Origin of the sequence: Enterobacter asburiae, from assembly GCF_007035645.1 — a bacterium.
Classification (GTDB): Bacteria; Pseudomonadota; Gammaproteobacteria; order Enterobacterales; family Enterobacteriaceae; genus Enterobacter; species Enterobacter asburiae_B.
The window spans coordinates 3232873-3248116 of the sequence record NZ_AP019632.1 but is presented as its reverse complement, the minus strand read 5'-3'; the positions used below and the strand labels follow the sequence as shown (position 1 = coordinate 3248116).

The 15244-nt window shown below is 57.0% G+C and carries 12 protein-coding genes; 3 read left to right on the top strand and 9 right to left on the bottom strand.

What is annotated here, in order from left to right:
• Window positions 1–18: 18 nt before the first annotated feature.
• The 9 genes from potE to kdpF form a co-directional block, all read right to left on the bottom strand.
• A complete protein-coding gene (gene potE, locus FOY96_RS15515; protein ID WP_143347382.1) occupies window positions 19–1332 on the bottom strand; it encodes a putrescine-ornithine antiporter in 1314 nt (437 codons plus the stop codon).
• Window positions 1329–3527, bottom strand: a complete 2199-nt coding sequence (gene speF, locus FOY96_RS15510) for an ornithine decarboxylase SpeF (protein ID WP_143347381.1) — start codon at window positions 3525–3527, stop codon at window positions 1329–1331. Before speF ends, potE begins: the two co-directional genes overlap by 4 nt.
• 254 nt (window positions 3528–3781) lie before the next feature.
• Window positions 3782–3886 carry a leader peptide SpeFL gene (gene speFL, locus FOY96_RS15505; RefSeq protein ID WP_003858645.1) on the bottom strand — a complete coding sequence of 35 codons (105 nt, stop codon included), beginning with the start codon at window positions 3884–3886 and terminating at the stop codon, window positions 3782–3784.
• A gap of 279 nt (window positions 3887–4165) precedes the next feature.
• Window positions 4166–4843 (bottom strand): two-component system response regulator KdpE, encoded by a 678-nt coding sequence (gene kdpE / locus FOY96_RS15500; RefSeq protein WP_008501074.1) that lies wholly within the window; start codon window positions 4841–4843, stop codon window positions 4166–4168.
• Complete coding sequence (gene kdpD, locus FOY96_RS15495) at window positions 4840–7527, bottom strand: two-component system sensor histidine kinase KdpD (protein WP_143347380.1); 2688 nt, start codon at window positions 7525–7527, stop codon at window positions 4840–4842. Before kdpD ends, kdpE begins: the two co-directional genes overlap by 4 nt.
• Window positions 7528–8103 carry a potassium-transporting ATPase subunit KdpC gene (gene kdpC / locus FOY96_RS15490; RefSeq protein WP_143347379.1) on the bottom strand — a complete coding sequence of 192 codons (576 nt, stop codon included), beginning with the start codon at window positions 8101–8103 and terminating at the stop codon, window positions 7528–7530.
• Window positions 8104–8115: 12 nt separating this feature from the next.
• Window positions 8116–10164 carry a potassium-transporting ATPase subunit KdpB gene (gene kdpB, locus FOY96_RS15485; protein ID WP_039261299.1) on the bottom strand — a complete coding sequence of 683 codons (2049 nt, stop codon included), beginning with the start codon at window positions 10162–10164 and terminating at the stop codon, window positions 8116–8118.
• 18 nt (window positions 10165–10182) lie between these two features.
• A complete protein-coding gene (gene kdpA / locus FOY96_RS15480) occupies window positions 10183–11862 on the bottom strand; it encodes a potassium-transporting ATPase subunit KdpA (RefSeq protein ID WP_094934382.1) in 1680 nt (559 codons plus the stop codon).
• A complete protein-coding gene (kdpF, locus tag FOY96_RS15475; RefSeq protein WP_014069365.1) occupies window positions 11862–11951 on the bottom strand; it encodes a K(+)-transporting ATPase subunit F in 90 nt (29 codons plus the stop codon). Before kdpF ends, kdpA begins: the two co-directional genes overlap by 1 nt.
• 308 nt (window positions 11952–12259) lie before the next feature.
• On the opposite strand from kdpF, the gene FOY96_RS15470 reads away from it, so the two are divergent.
• The 3 genes from FOY96_RS15470 (at window position 12260) to FOY96_RS15460 (ending at window position 15233) form a co-directional block, all read left to right on the top strand.
• The gene (locus tag FOY96_RS15470; RefSeq protein WP_023310781.1) at window positions 12260–12466 is read left to right on the top strand and encodes a YbfA family protein; all 207 of its coding nucleotides are present in this window, start codon (window positions 12260–12262) and stop codon (window positions 12464–12466) included.
• Window positions 12467–13066: 600 nt separating this feature from the next.
• Window positions 13067–14479, top strand: a complete 1413-nt coding sequence (gene phrB, locus FOY96_RS15465) for a deoxyribodipyrimidine photo-lyase (protein WP_143347378.1) — start codon at window positions 13067–13069, stop codon at window positions 14477–14479.
• Window positions 14480–14489: 10 nt separating this feature from the next.
• A complete protein-coding gene (locus tag FOY96_RS15460; protein ID WP_023310783.1) occupies window positions 14490–15233 on the top strand; it encodes a type 2 GTP cyclohydrolase I in 744 nt (247 codons plus the stop codon).
• The last annotated feature ends 11 nt before the right edge of the window (window positions 15234–15244 follow it).

Below are 15244 nucleotides of genomic sequence, written 5' to 3'. Positions count from 1 at the left end.
TTGCCGTTTTGCTTTTACCTAACTATGTTTGTTCTTCAATTCAAACCGCGGTGACACCAGACCGTACAGCGTCCAGCCCATAAAGGTCACCATTGCCCCGTAGAGCATCGCTTCCTGGCCGGATGAGTAGAGCGCATAAAAGCTGTAGATTGCCCCGATCAGCGCCACGATATTGGCCGCACGCGCTTTGCGTGGATCCACCTTCGCCACCTTCTGAATGATCACCAGCGCTGCCATCGACAGAATATACGGAATGATGTTCGTCACCACCGCCAGGTTGACCAGCACGTTGAACTGGCTGTTCAGCGACGGGCTAATGGTCATCAGCGACAATCCGCTCTGGAAGATAACAATCGCCAGCATGCCCTGCACCGGCGCATCCGCTTTGGTCACGCGGGAGAAGATTTTTGGGAAGTAACCTTCATCAGCCGATGATTTAAACACCTGTGCGATGGTGAACTGCCAGCCGAGGAGTGAACCGCAGCAGGACATCACCATCAGCCCCATGATCACTTTCCCGACCTCAGGCGTGAACATCTGCGCGAAGGCCAGCCCAAACGGCGCCGTAGAGTTTGCCAGATCCATGTTTGGCACAATACCCGCAATCACGTTAGTCGAGACGATATAGATCACCGCCGCGCCCAGCGTGCCGCCGAGGACCGCAATCGGCACGTTCTTTTCCGGATTCTCTACCACTTCCGCGTTCGCACAGGCGGATTCCAGACCCAGGAAGGCCCAGAGCGTCATGGCGATAGAAGAGCCGACCGCGGTAAAGAACGGCACGTGGTGCGGGTTCCAGGAGTTGGCGTAGAGTGTCGGGCTGAACCAGAACCAGCCGATGATGCACAGGCCGACAACCGGGATAATCACGCCCCAGACGGTGATGCTGGAGAGCTGCCCGGTGATGCGCGCGCCGCCAAAGTTAGCCACGGTACAGAGCCACAGCACGCCGATGGTCGCCAGCCCAATTTGCACCGGGCTGAGCGTCGCGCCAAACAGCTCCGTACCGTAACCCACGGCGGAGATGGCAATCGCCACGTTGGCGATCAGCAGCGACACCCCGTAGGTATAGTTGGCCATAAAGTTGCCCGACTTGCCAAAAGCGTATTCGGCATAGCCGCCCATGCCGCCTGACTTACGGCTGAACATTCCGCACTTGGCAAACGCCCACGCCAGCGCCATTGAGCCGACTGCCGTCACCAGCCAGGATATGATAGAGATGGTGCCCACCTCTGCCAGTTTGGTGGGCAGCATGATAATCCCGGAGCCCATCATGTTCACCATGGTGAGGATGGTCAGCTGCACCACGCCCATCTTGTTGGACTTACTCATAATTTCTCTCCTTTCAGCAGCGCGGGCTGAGCGGCGGGTTGTTTGATGACGTTACAGCGAACCTGTTTGCGACCCTCACACTCCTCGACGTACACACCCTGCAGCTCCGGCGCGAAGCCCGGCAGCAGGTTGATGCCTTCTTCCAGCGCGGCAAAGTAGCGCAGCACGGAACCGCCCCAGACTTCCCCTGGAACCACGCACAGTACCCCCGGTGGATAAGGAAGGGCGCCTTCGGCGGCGATGCGGCCTTCCGCGTCGCGCAGTGAGACCAGTTCAACCTCACCGCGCAGATAGGCGTAGTTTGCGTCCTGCGGGTTCATCATCACGCGTGGGAAGTGAGACTTGCGGAACATCTCTTTCTGCAGCTGTTTCACGTTGTGGCGGGCGTACAGGTCATGCATTTCCTGGCAGATCTGGCGCAGGGTGTAATCCGCGTAACGTTCCGGATGTTGTTTGTAGAGAGAAGGCAGGACGTCTTTCAGCGGAACATCGCTCTCGAGCAGTTTTTCGAAGCGCACCAGCTGCGCCACCAGCTGCTGCAGTTTGCCCATATCTTCCGCAGGCGTGAGCAGGAACAGGATCGAGTTGAGATCGCATTTTTCCGGCACGATGCCGTTTTCACGCAGGAAGTTGGCGAGGATAGTGGCGGGCACGCCGAAGTCGTCATACTCCCCGGTGCGGGCGTTAATACCCGGCGTGGTCAGCAGGAGCTTGCACGGGTCGATAAAATACTGATGCTCAGCGTAGCCTTCAAAAGCGTGCCAGTTTTCACCCGGTACGAAGTGGAAGAAGCGCAGATCGGTCGCAATTTTCGCCGTGTCCCAGCTTTCCCACGGGAGGCCATCCACCGTTTCCGGCACGAAGGGGCGCAGATACCGACAGTTCTCCAGAATCAGCTTGCGCGCTTCGATACCGTTCACCACGCAGTCCATCCACATGTTGCGGCCGCTCTGGCCCTCATGCATACGGGCATTAATGTCCAGCGCAGCGAACAGCGGATAAAATGGGCTGGTGGAGGCGTGCATCATAAAGGCATTATTCAGCCGCTTGTGCGGGACATAGCGCTGTTGCCCTTTGATATGGCTGTCTTTCTTATGAATTTGCGAGGTCTGCGAGAAGCCGGCCTGCTGCTTATGTACGGACTGGGTGACCAGGATCCCCGGATCGTTTTCGTTCAGCTCCAGCAGCAGCGGAGAGCAGTCGGCCATCATCGGAATAAACTGCTCGTAACCCACCCAGGCGGAGTCAAACAGGATGTAATCACACAGGTGTCCAATCTTATCCACCACCTGACGAGCGTTATAGATGGTGCCATCGTAGGTACCCAGCTGGATCACCGCCAGGCGGAACGGACGCGCATCGCGTGCACGGCCAGGCGCCACCTCTGCCACCAGCTCGCGCAGATAATTTTCTTCAAAGCAGTGGGCGTCAATGCCGCCAATAAAGCCGTACGGGTTGCGCGCGGTTTCCAGATAGATCGGCGTTGCGCCAGCCTGGAGGAGGGCACCGTGATGGTTGGATTTGTGGTTGTTACGGTCGAACAGTACCAGGTCGCCCGGGGTGAGCAGGGCGTTAAGCACCACTTTGTTGGATGACGAGGTGCCATTCAGCACGAAGTAGGTCTTATCAGCATTAAAGACTTTTGCAGCATGCTGCTGGGCGATGCACGGTGCGCCTTCGTGGATCAGCAGATCGCCCATCGCCACGTCGGCGTTACACAGGTCGGAGCGGAAAAGCGTCTCACCAAAGAAATCGACAAACTGATTACCGGCTGGATGGCGGCGGAAGAACTGACCACCCTGATGCCCCGGGCAGTCAAACGCGCTATTGCCCTGCTTCACATAGTCGACAAGGGCGCGGAAAAACGGCGGGCGCAGCTGGGTTTCATACTTCTGGGCGGCCGCTTCCAGCTGGCGTCCATAAAAGTCGTTGCTGGTGTCTGAATACTCAAATACGCCATGAATGCGCGATAAATAGTCTGCCGGGATGAACTCTTCTTTGTGCGTCGCGACAAAAACAGGAATGCCAAAACCGGTGGCTTCTATTTCGTCCAGGATACCGCTGGCAATATCCGTGACCGCCAGAACAATGGCGGCAACATCAATATAATCAGAGGCGCGGACATCTACCAGTTCACGCTGGGTAGTAAAGCAATCCGGACATGCACGGCTGGCTGCGATTTTTAAACTTTTCATCTTTCTCTCTTTATTTTAGGTAATAAGCGTCCCTCGATTTCTTGCAAGAAAGAAATCGATAATTTACCGGAAAAAAAGCAAAGGGTGGCCGCTGATTAAAATCAGTGAATTGCTTTTTTGATGATTGAAATTCAGTCCGCCCGGTGCGGATGAGTCTGAATTAAAATGAATGAGCGCACGAGTTCACAGGCAATGGCCTGTAAAATAAGGTATTTCAGGATAACCTGTAAGCGAGTGCGCCAGAAGTCGAAGGACTACCGGGCATTAAAGAGATGAAAGTCAAAGCAGTTTCGGTGGGCAAACATCATGATATGTGTTGTCCGCCTTATATGGGGCATTAAGCGATTGTTGTTTTCCATGTTTCATTTTCCTTTCAGTAATTGAAAGCATGGTCATTTTATCCAGGGAAAGACGATTAACCGTGAGGTAGATCACCGTTAACCGATCAAATCAGAAATAAATATTCGTTTTAGATGAATATCGCAGATCAAAATTCTGATTTGTTGATGATGCGTTAACAGGTTGTGTTGTCAATGTTTTAAATGAGCGAAAATAGCCCGTAAAAATAATTTATGGGTTATTTGTGAAATATTGCCTGAGGGATTTCGTTTTTATTTAAAAATAAAATGAATAGTTATTCAAAGCATAAACCGATAACCGATACCGGTTTCAGTTAATAAATGGCGGGGGCGAGCGGGGTCAACTTCGAGTTTCTGACGAAGGTGTCCCATATATATGCGTAAATAATGACTATGTTCCACCGCGTTGGGCCCCCACACCTGACTTAACAGCTGGCGTTGGGTGAGTACCTTGCCGTGGTTGTTGAGCAGTACGGCGAGCAGGCGAAATTCTATTGGCGTCAGATGGATTTCTTCTTCACCGCGCACAATACGCCGCGCGGCCAGGTCAACCCGGATATCCCCAAACGTGTAGGTTGGGTCAGCTGGCGTGGTTGCGCTGTGGCGACGCAGCGCCACGCGAAGGCGAGCCTGAAGCTCGCCGATACCAAAAGGTTTAATCAGATAGTCATCTGCACCGGCATCCAGCGCCGCGATTTTATCCGTCTCTTCAGTACGCGCGGAGAGCACGAGGATCGGCATCTGGCTCCACTGACGCACTTCCCGGATAAAATCGATGCCGTCGCCGTCCGGCAAACCAAGATCGAGGATCACCAGGTCCGGCTTGCGGGTGGCGGCTTCAATTAAACCCCGTTGAAGCGTGCCCGCATCATGAACGCGCAGACCGTCCCCTTCCAGCGCAGCGCGCAGAAAACGGCTAATGGCGATCTCATCTTCAACAATCAGAACGTTGATCACAAATCCTCTGGTAATTCATTAAGTTCTGGCGGGGTTTCCAGAGGAAGTGTAACACAAAACCGCGCGCCGCCTTCCGGACGATTCTCTACGGAAATGGACCCGCCATGGACGTCAATGATCGCCTGGCAAATCGCCAGCCCAAGGCCCACGCCCGGAATGGCCGACTCCTTATTGCCGCGCGCGAATTTTTCGAAAATAGCCAGCTCCTGCCCGGCGGGAATGCCGGGTCCGGTATCCCAGACGTCAAGGCGAAGCGTGCCGTCGTCCACCGTCGCATCCACGCCAATTTGCGCGCTGGCGCCCGCATATTTGCCGGCATTTTCCAGCAGGTTGATCAGCACCCGTTCAAACAGCGGACCATCAACGTGAATTAAGGTCAGGGGCTCGGGCATGTTCAGCGCAATATGCCGCCCGCCCAGGCCGGGTTCGAGCATTTTCAGGGCGCTGCCCACTACCTCTTCAAGCGTGAGCCACTCTTTTTTGAGGTTAAAACCGCCTGACTGGATACGCGCCATATCGAGCAGGTTATTCACCAGACGCGTGGTATTCAGCACATGCTGACGGATCTCGCTGGCCTGAAGGGCGTGTTTAGAGCCTTCGGCCGCCAGGTCCAGCGTCAGGATTTCTGACTGACCAAACAGGACGGTGAGCGGGGTTCGCAGATCGTGAGAGAGCGCCGCCAGCAGCGAGTTACGAATGCTTTCACGCTCGCTCGCCAGCCTGGCCTGCTCTTCGCTGGCGGTGAGGGCCAGCCGCTCCAGCGCGCTGGCAACCAGCAGCGTAAAGGTCTCCAGCAGCCGCTGCTGTTCGGGGATCATCAGCTGGCGCAGGTTTGAGGGCTCAACAATCACCAGCCCCTGATTTTTATCGGCGCTGCGCAGCGGCAGAATTTGGTAGGGCACGCCGGGCAAGGTGTCGGTCCCTGCGCCCGCAGGCAGCCCTTTATCAAAGCTCCAGCGCGCGATGGCTTCGTCCCAGGGCGTCATGCCTGAGGCCGACGTCAGCGGGCGCAGCTTGCCGTGTTCGTCCGGGAGCAAAATCAGGTTGCTGGCATGAAACGTCGAGCGAATGAACTGCTCGCTGGTCTGCACGATATCCAGCGGCGTGCGGCCCACCGCCAGCGATTTCGACATCTCATAGAGATGGCGCGTGCGCTGTTCGCGATAGCGGGCAATACGCGCCTGGTAGCGCACGCCCGCCGTCAGATTCCCGATTACCAGCCCGACGGTGAGCATCACCGCGAAGGTGAGAATGTACTGCACATCCGATACGGCGAGCGTCCCGCGGGGGGCAATAAAGAACAGATCGAAGCTGATGACGTTAATCACCGTCGCCAGTACCGACGGCCAGCGCCCGTAAAAGAGCGCCACCACCACTACGCCAAGCAGGTAGATCATCACCAGGTTGGCGGCATCAAACGCGATCAGCCACTGGCTGGCAATCACGGTAATCAGGGCGCAGAGCACGACGGCGACAAGACAGCCGCGCAGCTGAATGCGCCATTTATCGCTGAAGGCACGGCTGTCCGGCGCGCGGCTGGGTAACGGCGTGGGCTTATCATCCAGCGCCACGATCACCAGGTCCAGATCCGGTGCGCGGCGGGCCAGCTTGTCGGCAAACGATTCGCGGCTAAACCAGCGGCGATGCTGGCGACGGCCAATCACGATTTTCCCCAGATTGTGCTCACGGGCGTAGCGCAGGATGGCTTTATCTTCCTGAGGGTCGGAAAGGGTGGCGGTTTCGGCACCCAGCTCCTGCGCCAGGCGAAGCGAACTCAATATCGCGCGGCGCTGGTTCTCGGGGAGCGCGTGCAGCTGCGGCGTTTCGACATACACCGCATGCCAGACGCTGCCAAATTTGGCTGCCAGGCGCGCGGCGGTGCGGACAAGCTTTTCATTGCCGCTGCCGTGGCCTACGCACAGCAGGATGGCATCTCGCGTATGCCAGACGCGCTCCTGGCCCTGCAGGTCGCGCCAGGCGCGCATCTGATCGTCGACGCGATCGGCAGTACGACGCAGGGCCAGCTCGCGCAGGGCAATCAGGTTGCCTTTACGGAAGAAATGTTCGATGGCGCGCTCGGCCTGGCCGGCAATATAAACCTTGCCTTCGTGCAGGCGCTGGCGCAAATCGTCGGGGGGAAGGTCGACCAGCACCACTTCATCGGCGGAATCAAAGAAGGGGTCGGGCACCGTCTCGCGCACCTGAATGCCGGTCACGCCGCTGACCACGTCGTTCAGGCTTTCGAGATGCTGAACGTTAACCGTCGTGAATACATCGATGCCGGCTTCGAGCAGCTCTTCTACATCCTGCCAGCGCTTTGGGTGGCGTGAGCCTGGCGCATTGCTGTGCGCCAGTTCGTCCATCAGGATAAGGGCGGGACGGCGGGCGAGGGCGGCATCGAGATCGAATTCGGTGACTAGCCGACCGCGGTGGCTGATACGGCGGGGCGGCTGGGTGGCCAGCCCCTTCAGCAGCGATGCGGTCTCTTTGCGTCCGTGGGTTTCTACCACGCCAATCAATATATCGAGCCCCTGCGCCCGAAGCCGCTGGGCTTCCGTCAGCATGGCGAAGGTTTTCCCGACGCCTGCGCAGGCGCCAAAGAAAATTTTCAGTTTGCCGCGATGGGCTTCGGCCGTCTGTTCGAGCAGCCTGTCCGGATCCGGGCGCATGGGCTCGTCGGTCATTTAGTTTTTCCTTAGCGCGTCCAGCGCCAGATTCAGCTCAACAATATTCACCACGGGCATGCCGATAAAGCTGACCAGCGGCTTTTGCGTGTGCTCTGCAACCAGCTGGCTAACCTGTTCGACGGTCAGCTGACGGGCCGCGGCGACGCGCGGGATTTGCCATGCCGCGGCTTCCGGCGTCAGGCTGTAGTCCAGCCCGCTGGCCGAGGCGGTCACCAGCTCTACGGGCACCTCACGGCTGGCCTGCGGATTAGCGGCGCGCAGGGCTGCCACGCGCTCAGCAACGGCTTTGTCCAGCTCGGGGTTGCTGCCCGCCAGGTTACTGCCGCCGGATGCCATCGGATTATACGGGCTTTCGGCAGTGGCGGAAGGGCGCCCCTGGAAGTAACGGGCATCCGTAAAGTTCTGACCAATCAGGCGCGAACCGCGGTTTTCACCGTTTTGCATAATCAGCGAGCCGTTGGCCCGATCCTTAAACCACCACTGTCCCAGCGCGGTGGTCACCAGCGGGTACAGCCCGCCGGTAATGAGAGACAGCAGAATAAACAGAAGTATAGCGGGGCGTAACATCGTCATTTGATTCACCTTTTAAACCAGGCCGAACAGCGTCAACAGCAGGTCGATAACCTTGATACCGATGAAAGGCACCACCAGCCCGCCCAGGCCGTAAATCCACAGGTTGCGGCGCAGCATGGCGGCGGCGGTGAGCGGCTTATAACTCACGCCTTTTAGCGCCAGCGGGATCAGGAAGACAATAATCAGGGCGTTAAAGATCACTGCGCTCAGAATGGCCGATGCCGGAGAGTGCAGGTGCATCACGTTCAACGCGTTTAATTGCGGGTAGGTCGCAGCAAACGCCGCCGGAATGATGGCGAAATATTTCGCCACATCGTTGGCGATACTGAACGTGGTCAGCGACCCGCGCGTCATCAGCATCTGCTTGCCGATGTGCACCACTTCAATCAGCTTGGTCGGGTTTGAGTCGAGGTCGACCATGTTGCCCGCCTCTTTTGCCGCCTGGGTACCGGAGTTCATCGCCACCGCCACGTCGGCCTGCGCCAGGGCAGGGGCGTCGTTGGTGCCGTCGCCCGTCATCGCCACCAGACGGCCTTCCGCCTGATACTGACGAATCAATGCCAGTTTCGCTTCCGGTGTGGCTTCAGAAAGAAAATCATCCACGCCCGCTTCGGCGGCAATCGCCGCGGCGGTAAGACGGTTATCCCCGGTGATCATCACCGTTTTGATCCCCATTTTACGCAGCTGGGCAAAGCGCTCCTTGATGCCGCCTTTGACGATATCCTTCAGGGCAATCACTCCCAGCACGTGTGCCCCTTCGGCCACCACCAGCGGCGTCGCCCCCTGACGGGCCACGCTTTCGACCAGGCTGTCCACTTCCGGTGGGAAGTGGCCGTTGTTGGCCTCAATGTGGCGACGGATGGCGTCAACAGAGCCTTTACGGATCATGCGATCCTGAATGTTAATGCCGCTCATGCGGGTTTGCGCCGTGAAGGGCACGAAAGTGGCGTGCAGGCTCTGAACGTCGCGCTGGCGCAGGTTAAAGCGCTGCTTGGCGAGGATCACGATACTGCGGCCTTCCGGGGTTTCATCGGCAAGCGAAGAGAGCTGCGCGGCATCCGCCAGCGTTTTTTCATCCACGCCCGGGGCGGGCAGGAAATCTGACGCCTGGCGGTTACCGAGGGTAATGGTCCCGGTTTTATCCAGCAGTAAGACGTCCACGTCACCGGCGGCTTCCACCGCGCGCCCGCTGGTGGCGATGACGTTGGCACCGAGCATACGGCTCATGCCGGCTACGCCGATGGCTGACAGCAGGCCACCAATGGTGGTGGGGATCAGGCAGACCAGCAGCGCCACCAGCACCGTGATAGTGACCGCGGTGCCGCCATAGGCGGAGAACGGCCACAGGGTCGCGGTTGCCAGCAGGAAGACGATGGTCAGGGCCACCAGCAGGATGGTCAGGGCAATCTCGTTCGGCGTTTTACGACGCTGGGCACCTTCCACCATGGCGATCATCCGGTCGAGGAAGGTTTCCCCCGGGTTAACGCTACACTGGATCACCAGCCAGTCGGAGAGAATGCGCGTCCCGCCCGTCACGGAGGCGAAATCGCCGCCGGATTCACGGATAACCGGCGCGGACTCCCCGGTAATGGCGCTTTCATCCACCGAGGCGCCCCCTTCGATGACTTCACCGTCGCAAGGGATAATGTCACCGGCTTCCACCAGCACCACATCGCCTTTACGCAGTTCATCAGCCGGAACGTGGTCCATCTGCGCGCCGTATTTCGGTTCACGTAGCTTGCGCGCGAAGGCGGTTTTCTTCACCCCTTTCAGGCTGTTGGCCTGGGCTTTACTCCGGCCTTCCGCCAGCGCTTCTGCAAAGTTGGCGAACAGCACGGTAAACCACAGCCACAGGCTGATGGCGCCGGTAAACGTTGCATTTCCCGGCATGTGGCCCGTTCCCATGGCAATCGCCAGGGCGGTGGTCAGGACGCTTCCCGCCCAGACAATAAACATCACCGGGTTGTGCCACTGCACGCGCGGGCTCAGCTTTTTCACCGCATCCATGAGCGCCTGGCGAACTAATGACGGTTCGAACAGGGCCAGTTGTTTACGACTCATGACAATTTCTCCGCAAAATCAGCGTAAAGAGAGGTATTCCGCGACCGGGCCTAACGCGAGGGCGGGGATAAAGGTCAGGGCGCCGACCAGTAACACGGTACCCGTCAGCAGGCCGATAAACAGCGCGCCGTGGGTCGGTAATGTCCCGGTGGTGGTCGGTTGGATTTTTTTATTCACCAGCGATCCGGCAATCGCCAACACCGGCACAATGATCCCAAAGCGACCCACAAACATGCAGAACGCCAGCAGGCAGTTCCAGAACGGTGAGTTGGCGCTTAAGCCCGCAAACGCGCTGCCGTTGTTGTTGGCGGCAGAGGAGACGGCATACAGCACTTCGCTAAAACCGTGAATGCCGGGGTTAAAGATGCCGCTGCGTCCGGTCTCGGTCATCAGCGCCAGCGCGGTGCCGAGCAGCACAAGCGCAGGGGTGACCAGAATCGCCAGCGCGGTTAATTTCATCTCGCGGACGTCGATTTTTTTACCGAGGTATTCCGGAGTGCGGCCAATCATCAAACCGGCAATAAATACCGCCAGCAGCACGAACAGCAGCATGCCGTAAAGACCCGAGCCCACGCCGCCAAAGACGACTTCGCCAATCTGCATCAGCCACATCGGGATCATGCCACCCAGCGCCGTAAAGGAATCATGCATGGCGTTGACTGCCCCGCACGAGGCCGCCGTGGTGACTACCGCATACAGGCTGCTGGCAAGAATGCCAAAGCGGCTCTCTTTACCTTCCATATTGATATTGCTGTTGGCCCCCAGCTGCATGAAATGGCCGTTGCCGCTCCATTCAGCCCACATCACCAGCGCCACGCAGACTACAAAGATAAGTGACATCGTCCAGAGCAGGGTGCGGCCCTGACGTCGATCGTTAACCACGTCACCAAAGGCGAAGCAGAGCGCGGCGGGGATCAGGAAAATCGCCAGCATCTGCACAAAATTGGTCAATGCGGTAGGGTTTTCAAACGGATGCGACGAGTTGGCGTTGAAGAAGCCACCTCCGTTCGTCCCGAGCATTTTGATGGCTTCCTGTGACGCTACTGGCCCCATCGGCAGGAGCTGTTTTGCACCTTCCAGCGAGGTATAGGGCGCGTAAGACATCAGGTTTTGCAGGGTGCCCTGCTGGATGAAGAACAGCGCGATCAGCAGCGCAATTGGCAGCAGGATCCACAGCGTAATGCGGGTCAGATCCACCCACGCGTTACCCAGGGTATTGATTTTCTGACGCGCAAACGCACGCGTCAGCGCGAAGATCACCGCGATACCGCTGGCGGCCGAGAGGAAGTTTTGCACGGTTAACCCGACCATCTGGCTGAAATAGCTCAGCGTGGTTTCACCGGCGTAGGACTGCCAGTTGGTGTTAGTGACAAAGCTCACCGCCGTGTTCAGCGCAAGATGCCAGGACAGGCCCGGTAACTGTTGCGGATTCAGCGGCAGGATGCCCTGCAACATCAGCATGGCAAAAAGCGCAATGAGCCCAACGATATTCAGCAGCAGAATGGCGATCAGATACTGACGCCAGTTCATCTCCCGATCGTCTATTCCCAGCACGCGCCAGATCCCTTTTTCAACGCTTCCCGTGCCGGGCAAAGGAACGTTGTTGATCAATCGTGCCAGTCCCGATCCCAGTGGCCTTGCCAGAATGAACAGTACCACTAAGAAGCTGGCAATAAGCAGAAACGCCTGAGCAGCCATCAGAAGGCCTCCGCATTTATCAGGGCATAGACCAGATAACCCAATAACAGGAACACCAGCACGATGCCGGCAATAAGACCTGCACTCACAATCCACCTCCAGGTGACTTTCGTTGTTGTACTAACGGTAGGATTTCCGGCGCAAAGATTTCGCAAAAATGGGGAGGGCGGGTGTAAAAAAAGTATAAAAATGGCAAAGCCCACAATTTAACTATTGATAAGTAAACTGTTAACTTTTTTGTAACTTAATTACGGCGTGAATGTAAATATTCACTAAATGGGCAAAAATAAGTGGTCGGATGAGTAGTAAAATTACAAACAAAGCGATATTATTTTAGCCAGGTCACAGATTTTGAATTTTCCGGATGACGTTTCCGGCCAACTATAGGGGAGAAAATATGGATCTTTATAAAGAGTATCCGGCTCATATCGTGTTCTTGCGCCGCGCTTTCGCCGTAGTGGCTGGCGTGCTGGCTCTGCCGGTGATGCTGTTCTGGAAAGATCGTGCACGTTTTTACAGCTATCTGCATCGCGTCTGGGCGAAAACCAGCGAGAAGCCGGTGTGGATGGATCAGGCCGAGAAAGCGACCTGCGATTTCTACTGATACTAAGACTACACATAGCAATAAAAAAAACCGCCACATTACTGTTGGCGGTTTTTTTTGTCCCTCGGGATTCGCGGTCCGTTGGGTGATCTTGCAGCCCCTACCCGGGGTTTTAATCATACCTTCCTGTAAGCAGATGGCAATCCCTCGAAGCCTTTATAAATTCCTAATTTTATTCGAGTATCTTACCTTCGCAGCGGATGTTAATTATGATGCTGCGTCCCTTTCCGCCATCTCGCAAATGGGCATCGGTCCTGGGAAAGGTGTACTTACAGCCGTAAAGCAGCCCGCCTACCCGGGCTTGTGTCCACCGACTTATCACCGGTGGTGAACGGTGGAGCGGTTAGCAGCAGGGACCGCATAATGAAACGCTATTTTTGCATCGCGTTCATTGTCGCCAGCGTACTCGTTGTAAAGAGCGATGAACCTAATGGGTTTGTCGCGTTAACCACGATAGCGCAGGACAAGTAGCGCTAAGGCCGCTTCGGGCGGCCTTTTTTATTTCATCCCGTCTACACTTCATGGCAAAGTAGTTCAATGCATGCTTTTTCCTTTTACGGCATGCCCTTACGGACATAATGGATAATTGCCTGGAGTTTTATGCCCACCCATCTGGTTTGGTTTCGCGCGGACCTGCGCGTACATGACAACATCGCCCTTGCGGCAGCCTGCCGCGCCAAAGACGCTAACGTACTGGCCCTGTTTATGGCCACGCCCGAGCAGTGGCGGCAGCACGATATGGCCCCCCGGCAGGCGGCCTTGCTCCGGGCGTATCTGAACGATCTGCAGCACTCGCTCGCTGGAAAAGGCATACCGCTTCTCTATAAAGAGGTGAGTGATTTTGCCGCACAGCTTCAGACGGTGCAGGAGATATGTAAGCAGCACAACGTCACGCATCTTTTTTACAACTATCAGTACGAATTCAACGAGCAGCAGCGCGACCGTCAGCTGGAGAAGATGCTGGAAGGGGTGGTCTGCGAAGGGTTTGATGACAGCGTGATGCTGGCGCCGGGCAGCGTGGTGACCGGCAACCACGAGATGTATAAAGTTTTTACGCCGTTTAAAAATGCCTTTATCAAACGTCTGAAAGAGGCGCTGCCGGAGTGCGTTGCCGCGCCTGCCGTACGAGGCGAAGCCATAAAGGTTCTGCCTGAGCTGACGTTTGATTACCCTCAGCAGCCGTTTGATAAAACGCTGTTCCCCGCCGATGAGAAATCGGCCATCGCCCAACTGCGCCAGTTCTGCAAGCAGGACGCGGGATATTACGACGCGCGTCGGGATTTTCCCGCCATCGAGGGCACCAGCCGCCTGTCGGCCTGTCTGGCGCTGGGCGCGATCTCACCGCGCCAGTGTTTGCATCGCCTGCTGGCGGAGCAGCCGCAGGCGCTGGAGGGGGGCGCAGGGTCTGTCTGGCTGAATGAACTTATCTGGCGCGAGTTTTATCGTCATCTGATGACCTTTCATCCAGGTTTATGTAAGCATCGGCCCTTCATTGGCTGGACCGATAATGTAAAGTGGCAATCGAATGATAAGCAGCTTAAAGCCTGGCAAAGCGGGCAGACGGGTTACCCGATAGTCGATGCCGCCATGCGTCAGCTTAACGAGACGGGGTGGATGCATAACCGCCTGCGGATGATTACCGCCAGCTTTCTGGTGAAGGATCTGCTTATCGACTGGCGTATCGGAGAGCGCTATTTTATCTCTCAGCTGATCGATGGCGATCTCGCCGCGAATAACGGCGGCTGGCAGTGGGCAGCCTCTACCGGCACCGATGCCGCGCCCTATTTCCGGATTTTTAATCCGACCACGCAGGGGCAAAAATTTGATGCGGACGGCGAGTTTATCCGCCGCTGGGTTCCTGAACTTAACGCTATACCTGCTAAAGCGATCCACGAACCGTGGGCATGGGCGGATAAACAGCGTGTAAAGCTGGATTACCCTCGTCCGATTGTCGACCATAAACAGGCGCGTGTCGCCACGCTGGCGGCGTACGAAGCTGCCCGCAAAGCATAAGAGAGTGATGATGAAAAACAGCGAACTGGAAAGCCTGATTAACGAAAAACTGAACAGTACCTCTTTCAGCGATTACGGCCCGAACGGGCTCCAGGTTGAAGGTCGTGAGACGGTGCAAAAAATTATCACCGGCGTGACGGCAAGCCAGGCGCTGCTGGACGAGGCCGTTCGTCAGAACGCCGACGCGGTGATTGTTCATCACGGTTACTTCTGGAAAAACGAATCGCCGATTATTCGCGGGATGAAGCGCAATCGTCTGAAAACGCTGCTGGCTAATGACATCAACCTGTACGGCTATCATCTGCCGCTGGATGCGCACCCGGAGCTCGGCAACAACGTCCAGCTGGCGCAGCTACTGGGGATTACCGTGATGGGGGAAATTGAACCGCTGGTGCCGTGGGGCGAGCTGGCGATGCCGGTTCCGGGGCTGGAGCTGGCATCGTGGATTGAAGCGCGCCTGGGCCGTCGTCCGCTGTGGAGCGGTGATACCGGTCCGGATACGGTGAAGCGTGTCGCATGGTGTACCGGTGGCGGTCAGGGCTTTATCGACAGCGCCGCGCGTTTCGGCGTCGATGCTTTTATCACCGGCGAAGTTTCCGAGCAGACCATTCATTCGGCGCGTGAACAGGGGCTGCATTTTTACGCGGCTGGCCATCATGCCACCGAGCGCGGCGGCATTCGCGCCCTCAGCGAGTGGCTGACGGAAAATACCGATCTGGATGTGACCTTTATTGATATCCCTAACCCAGCCTGACGAGAGGTAGT